The organism is Aquimarina sp. AWH4_224 (assembly GCF_056160245.1).
Window position 1 is genome coordinate 191304 of sequence record NZ_JBSWWU010000009.1, and the last position, 21150, is coordinate 212453.

At 36.3% G+C, this 21150-nt stretch carries 15 protein-coding genes; 5 read left to right on the forward strand and 10 right to left on the reverse strand.

Annotated elements, in window-relative coordinates; all coding sequences use genetic code 11:
* Positions 1-16: 16 nt before the first annotated feature.
* Positions 17-2389, reverse strand: a complete 2373-nt coding sequence (locus tag ACXAGJ_RS18230) for a TonB-dependent receptor (protein ID WP_474841728.1) — start codon at positions 2387-2389, stop codon at positions 17-19.
* Positions 2390-2502: 113 nt separating this feature from the next.
* On the opposite strand from ACXAGJ_RS18230, the gene ACXAGJ_RS18235 reads away from it, so the two are divergent.
* Complete coding sequence (locus ACXAGJ_RS18235; RefSeq protein WP_474841730.1) at positions 2503-3516, forward strand: helix-turn-helix transcriptional regulator; 1014 nt, start codon at positions 2503-2505, stop codon at positions 3514-3516.
* 5 nt (positions 3517-3521) lie between these two features.
* On the opposite strand, the gene ACXAGJ_RS18240 is transcribed toward ACXAGJ_RS18235, so the two are convergent.
* The 9 genes from ACXAGJ_RS18240 to ACXAGJ_RS18280 all read right to left on the reverse strand — a co-directional run bounded on the left by ACXAGJ_RS18240 (position 3522) and on the right by ACXAGJ_RS18280 (position 15889).
* On the reverse strand, positions 3522-4616 hold the full coding sequence (locus ACXAGJ_RS18240; RefSeq protein WP_474841732.1) for a heparan-alpha-glucosaminide N-acetyltransferase domain-containing protein: 1095 nt from the start codon (positions 4614-4616) through the stop codon (positions 3522-3524).
* Positions 4609-7038, reverse strand: a complete 2430-nt coding sequence (locus ACXAGJ_RS18245) for a GNAT family N-acetyltransferase (protein ID WP_474841734.1) — start codon at positions 7036-7038, stop codon at positions 4609-4611. The genes ACXAGJ_RS18240 and ACXAGJ_RS18245 overlap by 8 nt, the downstream gene beginning before the upstream one ends.
* 1 nt (position 7039) lies before the next feature.
* A complete protein-coding gene (locus ACXAGJ_RS18250) occupies positions 7040-8209 on the reverse strand; it encodes an MFS transporter (protein WP_474841736.1) in 1170 nt (389 codons plus the stop codon).
* The gene (locus ACXAGJ_RS18255; RefSeq protein ID WP_474841738.1) at positions 8206-9546 is read right to left on the reverse strand and encodes a lysine N(6)-hydroxylase/L-ornithine N(5)-oxygenase family protein; all 1341 of its coding nucleotides are present in this window, start codon (positions 9544-9546) and stop codon (positions 8206-8208) included. The genes ACXAGJ_RS18250 and ACXAGJ_RS18255 overlap by 4 nt, the downstream gene beginning before the upstream one ends.
* A gap of 1 nt (position 9547) precedes the next feature.
* Positions 9548-11041 (reverse strand): pyridoxal phosphate-dependent decarboxylase family protein, encoded by a 1494-nt coding sequence (locus tag ACXAGJ_RS18260; protein WP_474841740.1) that lies wholly within the window; start codon positions 11039-11041, stop codon positions 9548-9550.
* Between the two features lie 255 nt (positions 11042-11296).
* Positions 11297-12472 (reverse strand): cytochrome-c peroxidase, encoded by a 1176-nt coding sequence (locus ACXAGJ_RS18265; RefSeq protein ID WP_474841741.1) that lies wholly within the window; start codon positions 12470-12472, stop codon positions 11297-11299.
* Between the two features lie 242 nt (positions 12473-12714).
* On the reverse strand, positions 12715-12963 hold the full coding sequence (locus ACXAGJ_RS18270) for a hypothetical protein (protein WP_073319185.1): 249 nt from the start codon (positions 12961-12963) through the stop codon (positions 12715-12717).
* 234 nt (positions 12964-13197) lie between these two features.
* Complete coding sequence (locus tag ACXAGJ_RS18275; protein ID WP_474841743.1) at positions 13198-13806, reverse strand: HmuY family protein; 609 nt, start codon at positions 13804-13806, stop codon at positions 13198-13200.
* Between the two features lie 19 nt (positions 13807-13825).
* Positions 13826-15889, reverse strand: a complete 2064-nt coding sequence (locus ACXAGJ_RS18280; RefSeq protein ID WP_474841745.1) for a TonB-dependent receptor plug domain-containing protein — start codon at positions 15887-15889, stop codon at positions 13826-13828.
* Between the two features lie 127 nt (positions 15890-16016).
* Between ACXAGJ_RS18280 and ACXAGJ_RS18285 the strand changes: the two genes are divergently transcribed.
* From ACXAGJ_RS18285 to ACXAGJ_RS18300, 4 genes are read left to right on the forward strand one after another with little or no spacing between them, the layout of a single operon-like run.
* On the forward strand, positions 16017-16919 hold the full coding sequence (locus tag ACXAGJ_RS18285) for a DUF6607 family protein (protein ID WP_474841747.1): 903 nt from the start codon (positions 16017-16019) through the stop codon (positions 16917-16919).
* Positions 16920-16942: 23 nt separating this feature from the next.
* On the forward strand, positions 16943-18334 hold the full coding sequence (locus tag ACXAGJ_RS18290) for an ankyrin repeat domain-containing protein (protein WP_474841749.1): 1392 nt from the start codon (positions 16943-16945) through the stop codon (positions 18332-18334).
* A gap of 9 nt (positions 18335-18343) precedes the next feature.
* Entirely contained in the window at positions 18344-18838 is a 495-nt protein-coding gene (locus tag ACXAGJ_RS18295; RefSeq protein ID WP_073319200.1) for a DUF2271 domain-containing protein, read from the forward strand.
* 13 nt (positions 18839-18851) lie between these two features.
* On the forward strand, positions 18852-21035 hold the full coding sequence (locus ACXAGJ_RS18300) for a PepSY domain-containing protein (RefSeq protein WP_474841751.1): 2184 nt from the start codon (positions 18852-18854) through the stop codon (positions 21033-21035).
* Positions 21036-21150: the final 115 nt, after the last annotated feature.

Genomic DNA, 21150 nt, shown 5'->3' on the forward strand with positions numbered 1-21150 from the left:
AATATTAGTGTTTATGTTAATTTGATATAAAGTATCTCAGTTTGATATAAAAAGCTCTACCAGGTTGCTGTATCTCAAAATTGTCGTAGATCCTGGCATCGGTAATATTTCTTGCCAAAAGAGATAGGTTGTATTTTCCTTGATCAAAAGAATATCCTAGTTGTAGATTATGAGAAAACTGCTCTGGGATGATATCTCTATCTTCGGGATTTCCTTCTACAAAGGAGGTAAGCGGGTATTCGTGGACATAGTAGCTACCCCAGGAAATTGTAAATTGATCCTCTGGTGTAATTACTCCACTAAATCTCCCTCCTATTCTTGCATTTCCAAACAGATACGGGATATTGGCAATACGCTGGTTCTTTAAGAAGTCTACCCCGGCATTTTCTCCCGCGTTTTGATCGATGATATTCTGATAGGTAGCATTGATATCCAAAAAGTACCGATTATGGAACAACGTTCTGATCTCGCCTTCTACACCTGTACTTCTGGCATCCGCTGTGTTGTAGTATCGAGAAAAAATACCTTCGGATCGAATGGCAATAAAATTCTCGGATTCTCGTAAAAAGACATTGGTATCTACCTGAAGTTTAACATTAGAAAAATCTTTATTAAACAAAGCGCCCAGATTGGCATTATAGCTCATTTCGGGTAACAGCTCTGGGTTTGATTTTAGAAGGAATCCATCTCCAAAAACCTCATATCCTTCGGGAATTCTGAATGTTCTCTCAAAAGATCCTTTGACCTGCAGGTTTTCTAAAATCTTATAGGTAGTAGCAAACCCATAGCCCAATTCTTCAAAGGTATTCTCGAATCGAGTAAAACGATCTTCTTCAACACCAGTAAACAAATCTTCAAGAATCCCTTCAGAATTGAGCAGGTATCCTTTGGTAAATAAAGAGGTGTTCCATCGGGCATCGAATGCTTTAATATCATACGATAATCCAAATATGTTTTTATTGACAATATGAGGGTCTTCAAATGCGATTCTTCCTGTCCTTGCCGGATCTTCTCCTTTTCTTCGGATGTAATTTTTGGTATAGTTAACATGTAATGCGTGAGACTCATTGAAGGTATAGCTTGCCAGTGCATTGATCAAGTGTAGATTGTCCTTAAACTCGAATAGCGTTTTACTGGCTTCAAACTCTCCCAATGTTTGATCCCCTCGTTCTATAAAATCACCAAACCAGTCGTATTTGCGAGAAGAAGTATCTACTACCTTCTCATTATTTTGAGTAATCGATCCATAAATTTTCAGTTTTAATTTCTCCTTCAACAAGTCATTCTTTTCATAAGAAATAGACCCCGAAATCACATCATTTTCGGTAAATACTTCTCCAAAAGGATTTTGTGGATCGATAGGATGCTGTATTTCATTTTCGTTGGCAGAAACTGTGAATCCTATCAATAATTGATCTGCAAATGTTTGCTCGACCAAGCCTGTTTTTATGGTAAACATCTGAGAGTTATACGCATCATGAAATCGTTCTACATCATCTCTACGAATACCTGTATCATTACCCAGCTCATCTCGTACTTCAATCCCATCTATGGTATAGTTGTTATCTGAGTAGTTATAGAAGGATGAGAGTTGCACCATCCATCCTTTTTTACCATAATACTGCCCATTTAGCGTGGCACGATGCGTATTAAAAGAGCCTACATCATAAGACACATCCAAAAAATCATTTTTACGTCTGTTGGTGATGATATTTACCGCTCCTCCTAATGCATCAGCACCGAGGTTTATGGGTACTACTCCTTTATACACTTCGGCTCTTTCTACCAAGGTCGCCGGAAAGTTATTTAAGGATAATGAACTTCCGAAATTCTCTAAGGGAATCCCATCAATAAAAAACTTTACTTGTTTCCCTGATAATCCATTAAGTGAAAAATCAAAAGAAGATCCCAAACCACCGCGTTGTCGTACATTAACCCCTGGAATGGTTGCCAATACCGAATTGATATCAACACTCACATTTTTTAATCCTTTGGTTTGTATAACTTCAACTTCGAAAGCTTCTTCGCGAGTCTTTTGCGCTTGGCTTTTACCTTTTACGAGTACGTCATTTAGCTCTTCTATATCTTCCTTTAGAACTACTTGTAGCCGTTCTTGGGCCAAGGGTACAGTAGTAGTAAGATACTCGGTCTTAAAGCCTATATAGCTCACGATCAAAGTATAGTTTCCTTCCGGGACCGAAAAGCTAAATCGCCCATCAAAATCACTACTGGCTCCTGTATTTTGTAACTCATCTATACGTATAGATGCCCCGGGGATGGGCTTTGAACTTTGATCCAAAACGACTCCTTGTACAACTTCTTGACCGCTACACAAAAGCGTAGCGAAAAGCAGGAAAAAAATGCTGTTTTTTCTTTTTAAAATCTTCACTGACGATAACTAATTTTTGTTTACTTTAGCGACCTGAGAAAAACTATTTATAATTGGTCTAAATAAACTTAGCTACAAAATTAATAGCTCGCTGAGAAGAAAAATGACGCATTATGGATAAAAAAAGACGTAAAAAGACGTCACCTACAACCAACAAAATACTTGAGAAACCAATTAACAGCCTCTATTCTATTACTACCTTAAACCAAGTATCAGAACAGTGTGGAATTACCTCCAAAAAACATACTTTTTTGGAAACCTACGGTTCTGGCACTTTTGAAATTCATCAATTTGATGGGTTATCCATTATGATATTTGATGCTGTTTTTAAAAGAGATATAGTACTTGAAGGATATATTTCCGACCAATTTCTAGAACTTTCTTTTTTGATCGAAGGAGAACAAATCATCAAAATAGAAGGGCTACCACAAGATTTGATTTATGAAGGGCAAGAATGCTATTTCTTATATCTATCTGCTATCAAAGGGACAATATCTTATCGTAAACGAAAGTCTTTTAAAGAGGTTAAGATTAGAATGACCATGGATTTCATCAAAAGGCATCGACTCGATGCCGCCTACAATATCCTTGAAAACTATTCATTGTTAAAAGTGAAAAATGATTTTTTGAGGCCTTTATGTCCCAAAACTCAGGAAATCCTTTCAGAAATTCTAATCGATCAACGAAAAGGGTTACTAAAACGACTATTTCTAGAATCTAAAACCCTAGAATTAATCGCTTTAAAGCTGGAAACCCCTACCACAACAAAAACCAAAACAGCAACCCAATCGGATCATCTGATAAAAAAGCTATACCAAACTCAACACATCATCTCTTCTGACCTTTCGATTCAATATTCTATACAGCAATTATCTAAAAAGGTAGGATTAAACGATTTTGTCCTTAAAAAAGAATTTAAACAGTTGTTTGGCAAAACTATTTTTGAGTATGCCACCGAACTTAGGATGAAAAAAGCAAAGCAATTGCTTCAACATAGCACAAAACCTATCTACGAAATCTCAGAATTAGTAGGCTATAAGAATTCTACGCATTTTACTGCAGCTTTTAAGAAAATAGAGAGTATAACACCTAAAGTGTATCGAAACAATACCAAAAAAAATGTATAATCATATTATCTTATCGGAATCTGTTTTAGTTTATTTTTTTCCGTCTTTTGTTGAGATAATTTATCTAAAATGAATTTTTGGAATCCTAAAGTCAATAATAGGTAGATAGGAATCAAACAAAGCACACCTATTACACCTAATTGTTGATATCCCAAAATGCCCATCCCCCAGCAAATCAGAACCCATTGAATGACGTATATGGTAGTAACTCGTTTGCTACAATAATATAAAAACCGAATCACTCCGTTTTCTTTGACTCTGGTAACGATCTGATGCATTATCCATAATCCTACCAAATTAAACCCTGCAAGATAGCAAACTCCCCCTGGCCCAAGGTGAAAATAATCGCCGAAGTGATACTCAAAATTATAAAAACATAATCCTCCACCTAAGAGCATCAAAAGGCCCCCTGAGATCCCCATTCTAGAAAAAAGATGATTCTCACTTCTATTCTCTTCCTTGTACCACATCCCAAAAAACATCCCTATCAGGATAAAAGAAGACCAAGGAAATACGGCAAAATACACATTCCATCCAGCTCCCCAGAGAAGATCCAACAGATAACTCACACCTGGAACCTCGATCTGAAAACCATGTACCTCCCTGGTCAATATAACAATACATCCAGCAATCAACAACGGCACATATTTGTTTCTTGAAAAATGATTAATCACCCCCATAAATAACAATGAAACTCCTGCCAATTGTAAAATATCTCCGGTTCCAAACATATAAATCATATTATCTACCGTTGCCGGAGCGGTCCATCCATAGGCTTCGATAAAATCATCCGGCATAAAACCTAACCAAACGGGAAAGATAAACTTCAAAAAGTTCATCAAATAACCAACAGTTAAAATGTATAAAGCTCTTTTGATAGACAACATAATACTTTGATTACGTGATAAGGTAAATGATACTCCCATCGCAATCAAAAAGATTGGTGTTCCTTTACCAATAAAGTGAATCACTGTCCCTAACCAAGTTTCGGATTGGGTAATGGAGGTGCCATAAATCCATAAAGTATGTACCAAAACAACCATGATCACCGCCAATCCTCGGGCCAGATCTATTGCTAAAATTCTATTTTGATTACTCATGATTGCTTTCAATTTTTAATTCGCTATTTACTTTGTATATGGCTATTGGATTAGTGATTGTTCCCTTAAATTGTAGACTCTCCACTGGATCTGCCAAATCCAACATGTGTTTGGTGTTTTTTAGTTGTAATCGGTTAAGACAACATCTTTTAAATTCGGGGACGAATAGATCTATTTGTTTGAATTTTTCTGAAAGTTGGGGGTTTACCGCCTGATATTTCAAAACACATTCGGCGACCTTTTTCCAAAAAATAGCCTCGTCATAGCCACCCTCCTGTACCAAAATGTTTGATAAGAATCTGAAGAAACAGTCAAAAACATCTGTAAAAACAGCAAGTGCTTTTATTTCATCATCAGCTTCTACATGCAAGCGTTTTGCTTTTTCAGGCAAATCAATCGTATGATCAAAAATGGCAATCTCTTCGGTAATATCTTTCATAATTGCCTTTACGGGAATATTATCTTCTAAGACCAGAATTAAATTCTCCCCATGAGGCATAAACACCAATTCATATTGATATAAACAATGTAAAAGCGGGGTAAGGTAGGCGTTAAGGTAGCGTTCTAACCAAATCGCTACAGATACCCCTGATTTCTTAATGGTTTCTACAACCAAAGATTGTCCATTATTGTCCAGATGCAATAGAGCAGCCATGGTGATCAGGCTTTGGTTATTGTTTATCTTTAGATATGGACTTTCCCTCCATAAAGCCGATAACATTTTGTTATGTGGTTTGGTTTTTCCCAAAGTCTCATAGTAGCGATTTCTGTACCCTACGGTAGCTATTTCTCCTAACATAGTAAAACCTGTTTCCTGCAAAAAATTGTCATTTTCCAACAAATCCGAAATCCATTCGGTAATTATCGGAGTGCTCCCCATATAATATGGAGATAGCCCTCTCATAAAGCCCATATTGAGAATAGACAATGCTGTTTTGGTATACAGTTTTTCGGGATTTGTGGTATTAAACAAAGTTCGAATGGATTGTTGTGCTGCATATTGGTCTGTGCCTTCACCAAGCAAGACAATGAACTGTTGGGCTATGTCCTGGGCAAAAGTGGTACTAATCTTATTTTCCCATTGCCATGGATGCACAGGCATAAAAATGTAATCCTGAGTGTTTAATCCTTTTTTGTTTAACTTTTCATTAAATGTCTGTAATAGATCAGGGCCCAATTCTTTTTCTATTAAAGTTTCATATGGATATAATGCTGTGCTATGAAAATCTGCTTTGGTTTTGTGAGCTGCGATCCAAACTAACGAAAATGTGGTCGATACTTCTGGGGCGAAATGATGATACTGTGAATTATTAAAACCTATGCGACCATTATTGGCTACAAAACATGGATGCCCCTCGGTCATCGCTTTTTCTACCTGCTGAAAATCGACTTCGGTTAAAGCTACCGAATCAAATTTTTGATGGGCATACTTATAAGCAGCTCCAAAAAGAGTACTGGTAATCTCTTCCATATAAGTAGGCAACATCGCATCCAGTATCTGTAAGGTGTCTTTTAGTTCCAAAATAAAATCCAATGCATCTAATTCTACTTCTTTCCCTTCTCTTGTTTTAGTAATCGATAAAAGATCTATATGTAAGTGATCTAAAGCCTGCTTTTGGGCTTTAAAAAAATATGCTGTTTCGGGAGAATCCGTGGTTAATTTATAGATAGTCCAAGGTTCTTCCTGTCCTATAATTTCCAGATCTAAAATTAGTTCATGCGCAAACTCGCTTATCGCTTTCCGAATTAAATTTCGGTTTACGATAGCCCAAATTTCTGGATTGAGATGGTCGATTTGCTCTGTTAATACTGAAGTATTTGATGTTGTGTTCATTGTTTTGTTTTTTGTGATGGCATTTTTGTAATCCTGTCGTGTACATACTGCCAATCCGGCTTTTTTATGAGGTAACTGAATAGTCTTGAGGTATTGAAATCCTGCTTTGGTATTCAAAACATGAATCTTATTATTTTCGATATCTGGTTCTACTACGATTCTCTTAGTATCTGATTTGGAAAACAAAAAATCCATAACGGTGGTAAACACATTCCAGGTAAAATTTGAGATTTTTTGTTCTACTGGAGCTACCAAAATATGCATCCCAACATCTCCTTCCAGTACCGGATAATACGCTCCAACGACGTCATTTTTTGGATCATAAAATTCCATCAAAAAAATAGAAGTGTCATTTAACATTCCCATACAAGCATGATGAGACGAATGCCCTACTATTTCTTCGTATTCCTTTGCTACCTGATCGATACCGTACTCTTGCATCCCCCAATATTTGGCGTATGGGCGAGTCACCCAATCGTAAATCGTTTTTGTATCTTTCTCAAGATCAATATATCGTAGTTGAATTTCACCTAAACCTTCTACATTTTTGCTGAATAACACCTCCTCTTGTTTCTTTATCATATCCATATCAGGTAGTTTTCAGAATTGTTTTTTTGATTGTTGTTTTGAAAAAGATTAGGAACAAGCCTAAGGTGACCGCAAAACCAATCCAGGCAATGGTAAAGGGTATTTGCAATCCATAATGATCTACCAAAATTCCTACAAAAAAAGAAGCTATCAAAACGCCCAGATTTTGAAAAAAATGGACTTTACTATAATCCAATGCATAACTTTCTGGGGTACTGTATTCAAAAAGTAATACATCAAAACGTACAATCGCCCGAAAGACTGCCCAGCCATATAGTATCCTACCTAGTATGACAATTCCTGACACAGGAACTCCCTGTATCCATAAACCAACAATCCCGATGCATAATGGAATTATGATTCCGTTACTGGCCTTTTTCTTTTTGGTTGCATCCCACCAGAGCACTAGAAGCGCTACTACAGCCGGTATGGCATAGATGCTACCTGATACAAGCTTACTATCGTAAATCGATATATACTCCCAATAGGATGAAAAAAAAGGTCTTGTAATAAATCCACTGGCATAAAGTACTAATGTGGTAACACCTATCTTAAGCACAAATCCTTTTGGAAAGAGTTTATCAGGGATGTTGTTTTTTGTTGGTTCCTCAATATTCTCAGAAATCACATCCTTCTTAGTTTTCAACAAATAGGCGCTCATCGCCATTTGTACAAAATCACCAAGAGCCATAATGATAAAAATATAACTAGCATCAATAAAATCGACGGTTACTCCACCGATTACTGCGCCCAAAACACCTCCCAAATGCACTACTACAGAAAGTAGGGCAATGGTTTTGGGGTGTTCTTTTTTGGTACTAATTTTTAGGATATACGGGTATACCAACAAATAACTCCCCTTAAACAAGATCATGATTAATGAGATGATCCAAAAATTGATATACGAAGTTGCACTATAGCAGCATAAAGCCAATATTCCTGCAATGCATTGCGTATATACCAAAATATGAAGCTCTGCGACTTTTTTAGCGATGTATGCCCAAAAAGGAAAAGATAACATTACCATAAAACAAATAGCTGCAAAATAGTATCCCACCTTATCGGGATCCTTGATTCCGAAGCGAGCTTCAAAAAACTGGGGATAAAAAGGATGCAATAGATAATCGCTTACCACGGCTACCAAAGTCATTACGATTAGGAATCTCTTCATTCTACCCATTCTTTGTTTTGGACCTCTTCTTCAGCATTCACCCCAAACTGCTGAAAAGCAATTCGTTTTTCGATAGGGTAATAATCTGTTCCTGTAAGTTCCTTGATGATGTATGAATTACGATAACATGCCATACCAAGATCCGGAGTCACAAACCCGTGCGTATGTAATTCTGCATTTTGTACAAAAATATCCTTGCCCAGATGATCTATAGCATAATTACGATGCACCTGATATCTCCCTTTTTCATCCCATCGAATTCGATCCTTGATCCCCTCAACAAATTCTGGTTTCCTATAACCGTAACCCGTAGCCAATATCAAACCATCCGTTTGATGCTGATAGTACTTGTTCTCTTCTAATTGATGGAATTCTAAGTAAAATCTATCTAGCGCATCATCGTAGGTGGCTTGTTTAAGCTCAGAATTTGTACGGAGGTTGATCTTTACCGTATTAGACAGTTGTTTGGTGTAAATAAGATCAAAAATATCTCCAATCAGATCTTGATTAATCCCTTTGTATAAGTGTTTTTGATTTTTAATCAAATGATCTCGTTTTGCCGAAGGAAGATTGTAAAAATAATCTACATACTCGGGAGAGGTCATTTCTAAAGTTAGTTTGGAATACTCTAATGGAAAAAATCGGTTGGATCGTGTTATCCAATTCAATGCATAACCTTTGCTATCTACCTCTTGTAATAGGTCATAGAAGATCTCTGCAGCACTCTGTCCGCTGCCAACAACGGTAATTGATTTTTTGGATTGTAATTCTTCTTTTACTGAAAGATAAGTGGACGAATGAACCGCATGATCCTGTAATCCTTTACATGCATTAGGGATGTAAGGGTTAGTTCCTGTTCCCAAAACCAGTTTTTTGGTTTTATATACCTTATGTTCTGCAGTTTTGCCACAATAGGCAAAAACAGTATAATATTCTTTTTCTGGATCGTAGCTAACGTTAGTGACTTCAGTTTGAAAATGAATATTCGACAACTGTCGTATTACCCATTGGCAATATCTGTTATACTCTTCTCGTAATACCAAAAAGTTTTCCCTAATGTAAAAGGAGTAAATACGTCCTTTTTCCTTTAAATAGTTTAGAAAACTAAAAGGACTTGTTGGATCTGCAAGAGTGACCAAATCTGCCATAAAAGGAATCTGAAGGGTTGTTCCCTCCAGCATCATTCCCCGATGCCAATCAAAAGATATTCTTTTATCCAAAAAGACGCCTTCTAGCTCGGCTATAGGTGCGGTTAAACAGGCTAATCCCAAATTCATAGGGCCTACGCCTATGGCTACAAAGTCATATATATTTTCTTGCTGTATTGTGGTATCCATTTTAATTGTAATTTTTATAGGTTTTCGCAGTTTCTTTAATCATTTCGATGATACTTAACAAATCATCAATGGTACTTTTGGGATTGAGTAAAGTAAATTTGAGGTAGGTATTTCCATTAAATTTTGTACTTGCCACAGAGGCTTGACCTGACTTAAAAAGGGTATTTTTTATGTACAGGTTTACTGCATCAATATCTTCTTGGCCAGCAACATAACGAAATACCAGGGTGCTCAGTTCTGGTTTATGCACCAATTCGAAACATGGGTCATCCTTAAGGCTATGGTATAGATGTAATGCCAGATAATGTACTTTCTCCAAGAAAGAACCAATGGTCTTTTCCCCCGTCATCTTTAAGGTGAACCATAATTTTAAGGCATCAAACCTGCGGGTTGTTTGTATGGATTTTTCAATAAGATTTGGGTAATCTTCATTTCTATGCTCCAACGGATTAAGATAATCCGCATAATAAGAGACATATTTGAAGTTTTTGGTGTCCTTTACCAAAAAAGCGCTAGAACAAACCGGTTGAAACATGGTTTTATGGAAATCAATGGTCACAGAATCTGCTTGTTCGATACCTTTAAGAAGATGTTGATGCGTTTCGGTTAGGACATAACTACCTCCATAGGCTCCATCGACATGAAACCAGATATTGTACTCCTTGGCGATTTTGGCAATGGTTTGTATAGGATCAAAACTCCCAAAATCTGTTGTCCCTGCGGTTGCTACTATCCCGATAGGAAGATTACCTAACTGTTTTTCCTTTTCTATCGCCTGCACTAAGGCATCAGGTTTCATTTTCATGGTATCATCTGTAGCAACAGGAATGACAGAATGATATCCCATCCCTAACAATGCCGCATTCTTCTGAATACTGAAATGTGCTTTTTCTGAACAAAAAAATCGAAATTTAGACACCTCTTCTGACCATCCGTTTTCTTTAAGGTTAAGTCCAAAATGTTTGAATGCATAATCGTCTCTGGCGAGCAATAACCCCATAAAATTGGATTGTGTTCCGCCGCTGGTAAACACTCCATCTGCAGTCTTGGGAAGTTTCATTGCATCACAAATCCACCGAATCATTTCCTGTTCAATAAAAGTAGCTGAAGTACTCTGATCCCAGGTTTCTACAGCCGTATTTACTGACGAGGCTATCAAATCTCCTACCAATGCTGGCAATAATACAGGGCAATTGAGATGAGCTACATAATTGGGGTGATGAAAAGCAATGGTATGATCCAGAAAAAGTGTTTTAATCTCCTGTAACGCTTCGTCTATAGATAAATTCGCGTTTTCGTCTATAGCTACTAGGCCAGATTTTGATTCAAAATCACTTTGAAAATCCCCACTATAAAATTGATCTCTATCCAAAAAGGATTTGATGTGTTGCGTAGCTTTATGAATATATTCTTCGTAGGTATACTTGGATTTCGAATCAAATAATTGATCGATACCACCCTTGGTTGTAACTGTTGTTTGTGTGTCGAGGAGCATTTTTTTAATTTTATTTAATCTAAATAAGGTTTACAAAACTACATGCACCTCATCAAAGATTGATGACGAATTTTGGATAAAAAAAGACGTGGATTATTCGAAACATCATCAAAATGAAAACACACACACCACATTAACTCATGATTATCAACATTTTAATATTTCTTGAATTCTACCTATATAAAAAAAGCCACCTAAATCTTTAGGTGGCTTTTTTTATACTATTATGTTATTAACAAGAAATGGAAGGTGTCATTAATTCACAAAAGGATCACTCCATTTTGTATCCGTATATACATTGGTTCCTGATAAGGTTTTTATAAAAGCTTCTAACGCTAGAATATCTGTTTCGGTTAGATTCAGGTTTTGACCATTAGTTCCTGGCCCACCTCTTAATCGATTATCAAGATTTGTATTGCCTGTAGCATCTATTTCATTGTAATGTTCTATAACATTCACCATAGTTGCTGAACTAGCATCGTGCATTAAGGCTCCATTCAAAACTCCTTGATAGTTAAAAATATCTCTCAAGGTTGGAGCTCTGGTAACTATAAGATCGGTGGCAGTAGGATCTCCAAATACCCCGACAACCCCATTATTTAAGCTTATAGGATCAATATCGAACTCGGGAGCTCCATGACAAGTAATACAACCTGCACCGTTTTGATTGGGTGGTGTAAAAAACAAGGTCTTCCCTAGATTTTCTTGATCTGTAAAATTAGGAAAGGGTTGATTATCATTTTGCACTTGTGCTCTCCCAATATCATATTTAGCATCAAACGATTGGATACTCCGTATAAATTGCGCCAAACTTTCTTGCAGACGTTCTTCGGTAATGGTTGTATTTCCGTAGGCAAACTCAAACAGTTCTTGGTAATACTCCAAATCGGCTAACTTTACCAATAAATCAGACAAATCAGGCGCTCCATCTTGACCGCTAAATCCCATTTCGGCATGATCCTGTATCGGTTGTGTAGTTTGCTCTTCCAGCGTATTTGCTCTTTCATCCCAAAAGAAACGGGTTTCTCTTGCAAATCGAGAGTTGATTAAACGCATACTATGTCTACCCGTAACTCCATTCACTCCTGTACTAACATTAGCATTATCGCCAAAAGCAAAAGCTTGTTGATGACAACTAGCACAAGCAATAGTATTATCTACAGATAAATTTTTATCATAGAATAAAACTCTACCTAATGTAGCCTTTGCATCTGTAATCACATTGGTATCTGTATTGTCCTTTGTAATATAAACAGGAATGTCTTGATTGGCATAATTATATAGATTGCTTAAATCGATATTGTCTCCAAAGATTTGTTGAAGCACAGAAGATTCGGTTCCGTTATCCGGAACATCTACATTATTATCATCTCCAGAACAGGAGATTAGCATTAAAATTATAGTAATACCAAGTAGTTTGTTTATAGTCATATTTTGGGTTTTTGTGGTTGTCCGTAGATGTAAGACTACTAAACCTAGAAAAGGTTTAATCTGTACCCAAAATATTTGATGAATGTGAAAAATCTAAGTTTTTGATTCAAGATCTCCTCGAACCAGATTAATTGTAATAGGATCTAAATATACAAGAATTTATGAAATCGGTTTTGTTTGTAAATTCCTTGTAAAAGAACATACAAACAAAACCAATTACAAATTACCTTGATAGTTCAATTTTACGCCTGTGCGTTTTGCGGAGCCCAGTGCGAACAAAGCATTCCTGGAGCTGCTTTTTCTGGATTTGCACAACCACTTTCTTCATAACGAACACATGTTACACAATTTCTATTATCCTTTAAAGCTTCTTGCATCTTAAAACTATCACAAGTATAAATTCTGCTTACCATAACTTTATGGATGGCGCATACATTTTTGTCTAACAAATTTTCACAATTTGCACAGGTATTTCCTAATCGAATAGCCATTTTTAAAGGGTTTTAAGTTTCTTATAAAATTAGGAATACTAGTATATAGAAACAATATAAACAGATGTATTTTATTGATTTATAGTTAGATTGATTAAAAATAAAAGCCCCCTTTGATGACGCAAAGGGGGCCTGCCACAAAAAGTAACAAAAACAATAACTTAACTAAAGCAAGCCGGTTACATAGTTTTATTGAAGTCTTATGTTTTTGTCAAGCAGGATTAGTGGTTTTTACTACTCAAAAGAAGTATCTCCTGTATTTGGATTATAGATATAATTGAATGTATAGTATCTTGAATCTTGGGTATTGTCCTGATCTTTGTAATAGCTTAAGATTTCAATCTTAGCATAGTTTCCATTTCTGGTCTTAAATACTAACACCTTACCTGGGATTGGAGTTACCAAATTGGTCATAAAGTTGTAATTGTACCATCCATTATCACTTCCTATTGGTATTGCAAAACCACCGTCTGTATCCTGACCAAAGGTAAGTCCCTCTGCCGTGGTAACACTTGCAAATGTTCCGTTTACGATAGTCGCACTTGCTTCACCATTACGCACAGGTTCATCAACAGTTCCAGTTACTACTCCGCCATTTACAGCTATCGTAGTTGCTCTAAAAGCGATGTCCCAATCTGTTTCGCTGGTGGTTACCTCTCCTGTTTCGAAATCAAACTTGGTAAACGGTCCCGCTTCTTGCCCGGGTTGCCCGGTAGAAGGGGCGAAAAGATTTACAAATTGTTTCGATTGTATTGGCTCTACAACCGGCCCATTATCATCATCACTATCGCAGGCGACAAAGAAGAAACTAAAAATGGTGAGTACTAAAATTACTTTTTTCATTTTGATTGTGTTTTAAATTTTAAAAATTATAGTTAAGTCGAGAGTACAATTGTATTCCCGGAAGTGTTGGGATAGCAGCATCGGTATAATCAAAAAGATTATTGGCTCCTATTTGCAAGTCGAAGTTTTTGAAAAAGGTCTTGGTAGCAGACACATTGGTCGTCACAAAACCGTCAACAAAACTGGTATCAAAATCATCGATAAGTCCGTTTCCATTGGTATCAAAAAGTGCATATTTGCTTCGGTAAATAAGTCTAAGATTGATGTTGGTATCAATCGAAGGGATATCACAAAACACCTTGAAATTTACATTGTGTCGAGATCGGTTAACCAACCCAAAATATTCGGATCTTTCTACTTGTATGGTCTGGTTCGTTTCGGGATCGCGAGCAAAAACCTCTCCTCTATTTACCTGATCTTCTTTTGTTTTATCGAAGGCGTATAGTAATTGGTACCCGGCATTGATCGTAAGAAAATCTCTGAAGGTATATCCAAAATTTGCTTCTACACCTGTGGTATAGATCTCATCAAAATTTACATAACTAAACACATTTTGACCATTGGTTTTTCTAGCAATGATTCTAGTATCGATTAAGTTTTGAAAGTCATTTCGGAATAGATTTACCTCGGCATTCCATTTAGGTGCTTTATAAGTAGCTCCTAGGTTGTATCCAATCGAACTTTCGGCCTCCAGAGGATCTTGTAATTCGTCCACGGGTACAACTACCTCTATAATTTGCCCCTGGTCGATAAGTTCATTGAGCTTGTCTACCGCCACATTATATCCCAACACTGTATACCCAACAGCAGAATTCGTGAAATCGAAATACAATTGTCTAAAGTCCGGAGCTTTAAATCCATAACCTACAGAAGCTTTTGCCGCGATTCGATCAGTAATCTTATATCGAAGCGCTAATTTGGGACTTAACTGATTACTATATTCAGAATGATTATCAAATCGAGCTCCTGCAATCAGGTTTACCTTTTCAAAAAGATCTGTATCGTATTGTACATACCCATATTGAGAAGTAAAATCCACGGTTTCATCAAAAAATGTACGATCCAATTCGTCATACTGAAATCCAAAACCGGTGGTAAGTTTACTTTCATTTTTGAAGGTATACGTTCCTCTTACTTCTGGTCTAAGAAGTCTTTGATCAAAATTACTATCCGTCAAAACATCGTCTGATATAGGGTCAACCAACCTCTCTGTAGCCGTATAATTGGTATAATACAGCTCATATTCCAGATCGAGTTTGGTGTTAAACTCATGATCAAATCGCAAATGGGCATTCCATTCCTCCTCTTCGCTATCTCCCTCAAAACTGGTATCGTCTAGTGTAAAACCAGCCTCTTGATTTTGATTATAATATCGTGCAGAGGCAAATAATGATAGTTGATCCGAAAAATCGTTGTATACCCTGGCATTCAATGTATAATTCTCAAAAGGGTTTACCGTTTGGCCATCAACATCAGGATTAAGGTCATACCCATCGCTCGAAAATCTATTAGCAAAAATTCCATATCTGAAATTTTTAACCCTTTGTTTAATATCCAAATTGATATCCTGTTGCATGAAGCTTCCTATACGATACGATGCACTCCCTGATAAAGTTTCGGTTTTAGGTTTTTCGGTAATGATATTGATCACTCCTCCTAATGCTTCGGATCCATAAAGGCTGCTAGACGGGCCTTTTACGACCTCTATTTGCTTTATATTTCCTACGGTAAGTCGACTAATATCAAAATTACCAGCACTTCTGCCTACCAAAGGAACTCCATCTATTAGGATCAGTATGTAATCTGAAGCTATCCCTTGAATCTGAACTCCTTCAAAACCACTTTCATCAGCAACGGTGATAATGCCCGTTTGTTCATTTAGGATTTCATCTAAACGTATGGTTCCTGATTGAATAATATTTTTTTTATCCACTAAGGTGACTGGAAGAGGTAAAGAAGAAAGTTGCCGTGCGGTTCGTGTCGCAGTAAGAACAATTTCGTCCATTTCGGTAACCCTTGTGGTATCTGTTACAATTTCCTGTGAAAATATTTTTGCAAACACAAAAACAATTAACACACTCATATACAATTCTTTACCCATTATTACTATTTATAATCATTCTTAATAATGCGCAAATATATTCGTTATTTTTATTTATTCTAAATAAATTTAAGTAATTTTGGAAAAAATTTTATCAAAACATCTAACAATGAAAACAATAACTTCTATTGCATTTGGAATCATAATTACCTTTTCGCTTAATGCACAAAACAAAAAGACAAAAGATCTTAACGCCATCAAGAGTATGTGTGGTTGTTTTGAAGTGACCTTTAACTTTGCAGAAACTTTTCAATACAGCAAAGATTCATTATATAAAGGATCCAAGTCCAAAACGGATAAAGGATTGGAATGGGCGCAACTGGTTGTTGATGAAAAAGACAAAGTATCTATTCAACACATTTTACAAGTTGGGAATCCGTCAAAACCACATATTGTGAAACACTGGAGACAAGATTGGCTATTCGAGAATACTGATTTTTACATGTTTGATAGCAATAATAATTGGTTGTATGAAACCAAATCAAAGCCTAGTGTAAAGGGGCAATGGACCCAAAAAGTATATCAAGTAGATGACAGCCCTAGATATGAAGGTTCTTCGACATGGGTGCATGTAGATGGAAAAAGCTTCTGGGAAAACACTACTCCAGCTCCACTGCCAAGACGTGAAAAAACAACAAGAAGTGATTATAATTTAATGATCAGAGGTAATCGACATGAAATTACTAGCAATGGTTGGGTGCATGATCAGGATAATGAAAAAATCGTAAGAGAAAACGGAAAAGAAGACATGCTATTAGCCAAAGAAAAAGGATATAATACCTACGTAAAAGTGGATGATAGTAAATGCCAAGCTGCAGCCGATTGGTGGAAAGAACATCAAGGAAAATGGGCTTTGGTTCGAAATAAATGGGATGAAGTATTTGGTAGAAATACAAACTTATCCTTAGAAGCAAAAGTAGATAACAAAGCTTTGTACAAACACTTATTCTCTGAAGATTATACCCAAGAAAATGATATCGCTAAAGTGATCGAATCTTTTGTAAAAAAATAATAGTTATAAAATAAAACAAGCAGATGAAAAGAATGCTTTGTATAACCTTGTTCTTTGTAGCAGGAATAACATTGGCACAAGATGCCAATGTTTTTTTGAATCGTGCCTACTGGAAAACCAACCCTAGTATTGCCGAAATTGAGCAAAAAATTAAAGAAGGAAATGATGTTGCCGAGTTAAACCAACACTATTTTGATGCAGTATCCTGGGCTTTGATCGAAAAAGTAGATAATGCCACGGTAAAACACCTTCTTTCAAAACAAGGGAATGATGTTAATAAACTGACCCATGATGGGAGAACCTACATATTTTGGGCCGCTTACAAGAACAATCTGGAGATGATGCAATTTTTGGTAGATAAAGGAGCAAAAACTGATATTATAGATAGTCATGGATATTCACTGACCAATTTTGCAGCCGTTACCGGACAACTTAACACCAATCTTTACGATTTCTGTATCCAACATGGTGCCCGTATTGATCAGGAAAAGAATAATGACGGCGCTAATGCTTTATTGTTAGTTGCTCCTTTCATTACTGATTATTCCCTCATCGACTATTTTACAGCTAAAGGAATCGATTTACATAGCACCGATAATTCTGGGAATGGGATTTTTAACTACGCTTCCAAAAAAGGAAATACCAAATTATTAGACTATCTAATCAGAAAAGGAGTTGCTTTCAAAGGACTAAATAAAGAAAACGGAAATGCGATGCTTTTTGCAAGTCAAGCTACTCGCGGACATGCAAATACCATAGAAGTCTATACCTATCTCGAGAATTTAGGAGTCTCACCAAATGTAACCGACAAAAATGGGGTAACACCTTTGCATATTCTTGCGGCCAAAAGCAAGGACAAAGAGATCTTAAATTATTTTATAGATAAAGGTATAGCCATCAATGCACAAGATGGTAAAGGAAAATCGGTATTGACCTATGCTATAGAACGAAATTCAAACGAAATTGTTCAGTTTTTGATGGATAAAGGAGCGGATGTATCGATTACGGACCAAAAAGGAAATACCCTTGCCTACTACTTGATCAATTCTTATAATCCAAAAAAACAAGATGACTTTGAGCGTAAGATGGAAATATTAACCAAAAAAGGTTTGGTATTGACCAAAGGACAAGGAAACGGAAATACGCTGTTTCATATCGCTTTGGACAAAAAGAATATCGACTTATTAAAAAAAGTCAATGCGTTAGGCATTGATGTCAATGCTAAAAACAAGGATGGAATTACTGCTTTGCATAAAGCTGCAATGACTTCAAAAGACGATAAAATTCTTACCTACTTGTTGTCTATCGGTGCAGACAAATCTATAAAAACTGATTTCGAGGAATCTGCCTTAGACCTGGCTCGCGAAAATGAGTTATTGCAGGAGAATAATTTAGTGTTGAATTTACTTAAATAATAAAATACGATGAGGAACAAACTTTTTTTCGGTCTTTGTTCATTTTTGATGATTATCATTTTTGCTTTTTCTAGTTTTAAAACCACTACAGAGAGCACCAAATACAAATGTCTCATCCAGATGGTTAACTATACAGGAGAGGGAGCCTATGTTGTTATTTCTTTGCTGGATGCAGATGGAAATTATAAAAAAACACTTCATGTACAGGGTGAGGATGAAGAATGGTACCACGACATCCCCGAGTGGTGGAGTTTTTATGGGAAAAGACGCCCAGACATCGATGCCATTACTGGTGCTACCATAAGCGGTGGTGAACGTGCTATCAGTGTTATTGAAATTGAGAATGATAAAATTGATACCGGATATAAAATTCGTTTTGAAACTGCTGTTGAAGATCAGGAATATTACAAAGATGATATTCAATTTGAACTCACCTCCGAAACCATCAAGAGTAAAATTGAAGGAAAAGGATTTATACGATACGTGCGTATGCTTCCACAATAATTATTAGAGCCATATGACCATTTCAATCTGGAGATATAGCCACCTTGTGTTGGCTATATCTTCTTCGCTTTTTTTATGTATTGCTTCTATTACTGGAATTATTTTGGCTTTTGAACCCATTTCAGATTCCATTCATTCGTATGCGATAAAAGAAAGCAAAACACTTACGCTTTCAGAAACCATAACCACTCTAAAAGAAAACTACGAAGAGGTCATCAGTTTTGAAATTGATGCTAATGATGCTCTGCTAGCATCCGTAATTACCAATGAGGGGAAAAGCGAAACCATATACGTCAACCCTTTAACTGGAAAAAAATTGGGTACCCCGACAGAAAAAGCCCCTATTTTTAAGTTTGCCACCAATCTGCATCGTTCGCTATTCTTGAAAAGTATCGGACGTTTTTTTGTTGGATTAATTTCCTTTCTATTAATTATTATTGCGATAACAGGTATACTATTGATTCTTAAAAGGCAAGGAGGTATCCGAAAGTTTTTTGGCAAAATCGAAAAAGAATATTTTTCTCAGTATTATCATATCGTTTTTGGAAGGCTTTTTCTTATTCCAGTTCTTATTGTTGCTATTACCGGAGTATACTTGTCTTTGGAACGGTTTTCAGTATTGCCAAAACCCAAAATTTCTCACCAAATAGAGGATGTTTCTTTTACAGCTTCTCCAAAATTGACTATTCAGGATTTTGAAATTTTCAAAACCACGCAATTGAAAAATGTAAGAACAGTAGAATTCCCATTTTCTGAAGCCGAAGAAGATTATTTCTTGTTAAAATTATCGGACAAAGAAGTTATCGTGAATCAATTTACTGGAGCTATTATTAGTCAACAATCCTACCCTTTTGTTGCTTTTGTTTCTTCGTGGAGTTCTATTTTGCATACCGGACAAGGTAATGTACTTTGGTCTATTATTTTGTTGTTATCATCATGTTCTATCCTCTTCTTTATGTACTCTGGTTTTGCCATGACATTAAAAAGACGAAAAAATCTGATAAATTCGAATTTAAGGCACTCCAAAGATGAATCAGAATACATCATATTAGTAGGCTCGGAGACGGGAAGTACCTTTAAATTCGCAAATCTTTTTGCAAATGCGCTATCAGCAAGCGGAAAGACCGTTTTTGTTTCAGAATTAAACCAATATAGTCTATATAAAAAGGCAAAGCACCTGATTATTTTTACTGCCACCTATGGCGTGGGTGAACCTCCGACCAATGCCAAAAAATTTACTCAATTATTCAATACGCTTACCCCGATTCACCCATTACAATATGCTGTAGTAGGTTTGGGTTCTCTTGCCTATCCTGATTTTTGTAAATACGCCACCGATGTAGATCAACTGCTTCAAACAAATTCGAAGTTCGAGCCAATTTTAGAACCCTACAAGATCAATAATCAATCCTTTCCCGACTTTAAAAATTGGGTATCTACTTGGAGCCAAGAAACTCAAATACCGCTTGAAGTTAAAAATCCTCCAGAAAACAAAAAGATACAGCTCAATCAGTTTACGGTAATCAACAGAACCGAACTTAATAGTGATGATACTTTTTTACTTCGACTTCGTTCGCAAAAGAATATTCCTTTCGAATCTGGTGACCTGTTGGCGTTTTATCCCAAGGAAGACTCCGTAGAGCGTTTGTATTCTATTGCCAAAATAGATGGAGACATTCTCCTGTCCGTAAAAAAACATGAATTTGGAGTTTGCTCAAACTATTTGAGTCAGCTACATCCTAATGAGCAGGTAGAAGCTATTATACAACCAAATCCAGATTTCCACTATCCTCAACGAAATAAAGATGTTATCATGATTTCGAACGGGACAGGTATTGCCCCGTTTTTAGGAATGCTTAATCGCCACCCCAAAGCCAACCATCATTTGTTTTGGGGAGGACGCACCAGAGATTCTATAACTATGTATACTGATTTTATCACCAGAAGCAGGATATCCAATCATTATATCGCCTATTCTCAAGAAGGAAAGGACAAAAAATATGTTCAGGATGTAGTACAAAAACAATCTGAATTGGTATCGTCTGTTTTAAATAACAAAGGTACGATCATGATTTGTGGTTCTGTTGCGATGCAAAAAGAAGTCATTATGGTATTAGAAGAGATCTCAGAAACTCAACTCGGCGTATCGCTATCTCATTTTCAACAAAAAAATCAAGTATTAATGGATTGCTATTGATTGTTATTTCAATAAAATACAAATAAATAATCAAAATACATCAACAATTAACTTGCATACGATAAATAACCTTTTTTGCATTCACAAAACAGCAATATGCAACCAAGAAATAGTA

What these genes read in the sequence shown, in the direction of transcription:
- ACXAGJ_RS18235 (WP_474841730.1), top strand. Translation starts at nt 2,503, where the DNA reads ATGGATAAAAAAAGACGTAAAAAGACGTCACCTACAACCAACAAAATA.
- ACXAGJ_RS18240 (WP_474841732.1), bottom strand. Translation starts at nt 4,616, where the DNA reads ATGAGTAATCAAAATAGAATTTTAGCAATAGATCTGGCCCGAGGATTG.
- ACXAGJ_RS18245 (WP_474841734.1), bottom strand. Translation starts at nt 7,038, where the DNA reads ATGGATATGATAAAGAAACAAGAGGAGGTGTTATTCAGCAAAAATGTA.
- ACXAGJ_RS18250 (WP_474841736.1), bottom strand. Translation starts at nt 8,209, where the DNA reads ATGAAGAGATTCCTAATCGTAATGACTTTGGTAGCCGTGGTAAGCGAT.
- ACXAGJ_RS18255 (WP_474841738.1), bottom strand. Translation starts at nt 9,546, where the DNA reads ATGGATACCACAATACAGCAAGAAAATATATATGACTTTGTAGCCATA.
- ACXAGJ_RS18260 (WP_474841740.1), bottom strand. Translation starts at nt 11,041, where the DNA reads ATGCTCCTCGACACACAAACAACAGTTACAACCAAGGGTGGTATCGAT.
- ACXAGJ_RS18265 (WP_474841741.1), bottom strand. Translation starts at nt 12,472, where the DNA reads ATGACTATAAACAAACTACTTGGTATTACTATAATTTTAATGCTAATC.
- ACXAGJ_RS18270 (WP_073319185.1), bottom strand. Translation starts at nt 12,963, where the DNA reads ATGGCTATTCGATTAGGAAATACCTGTGCAAATTGTGAAAATTTGTTA.
- ACXAGJ_RS18275 (WP_474841743.1), bottom strand. Translation starts at nt 13,806, where the DNA reads ATGAAAAAAGTAATTTTAGTACTCACCATTTTTAGTTTCTTCTTTGTC.
- ACXAGJ_RS18280 (WP_474841745.1), bottom strand. Translation starts at nt 15,889, where the DNA reads ATGAGTGTGTTAATTGTTTTTGTGTTTGCAAAAATATTTTCACAGGAA.
- ACXAGJ_RS18285 (WP_474841747.1), top strand. Translation starts at nt 16,017, where the DNA reads ATGAAAACAATAACTTCTATTGCATTTGGAATCATAATTACCTTTTCG.
- ACXAGJ_RS18290 (WP_474841749.1), top strand. Translation starts at nt 16,943, where the DNA reads ATGAAAAGAATGCTTTGTATAACCTTGTTCTTTGTAGCAGGAATAACA.
- ACXAGJ_RS18295 (WP_073319200.1), top strand. Translation starts at nt 18,344, where the DNA reads ATGAGGAACAAACTTTTTTTCGGTCTTTGTTCATTTTTGATGATTATC.
- ACXAGJ_RS18300 (WP_474841751.1), top strand. Translation starts at nt 18,852, where the DNA reads ATGACCATTTCAATCTGGAGATATAGCCACCTTGTGTTGGCTATATCT.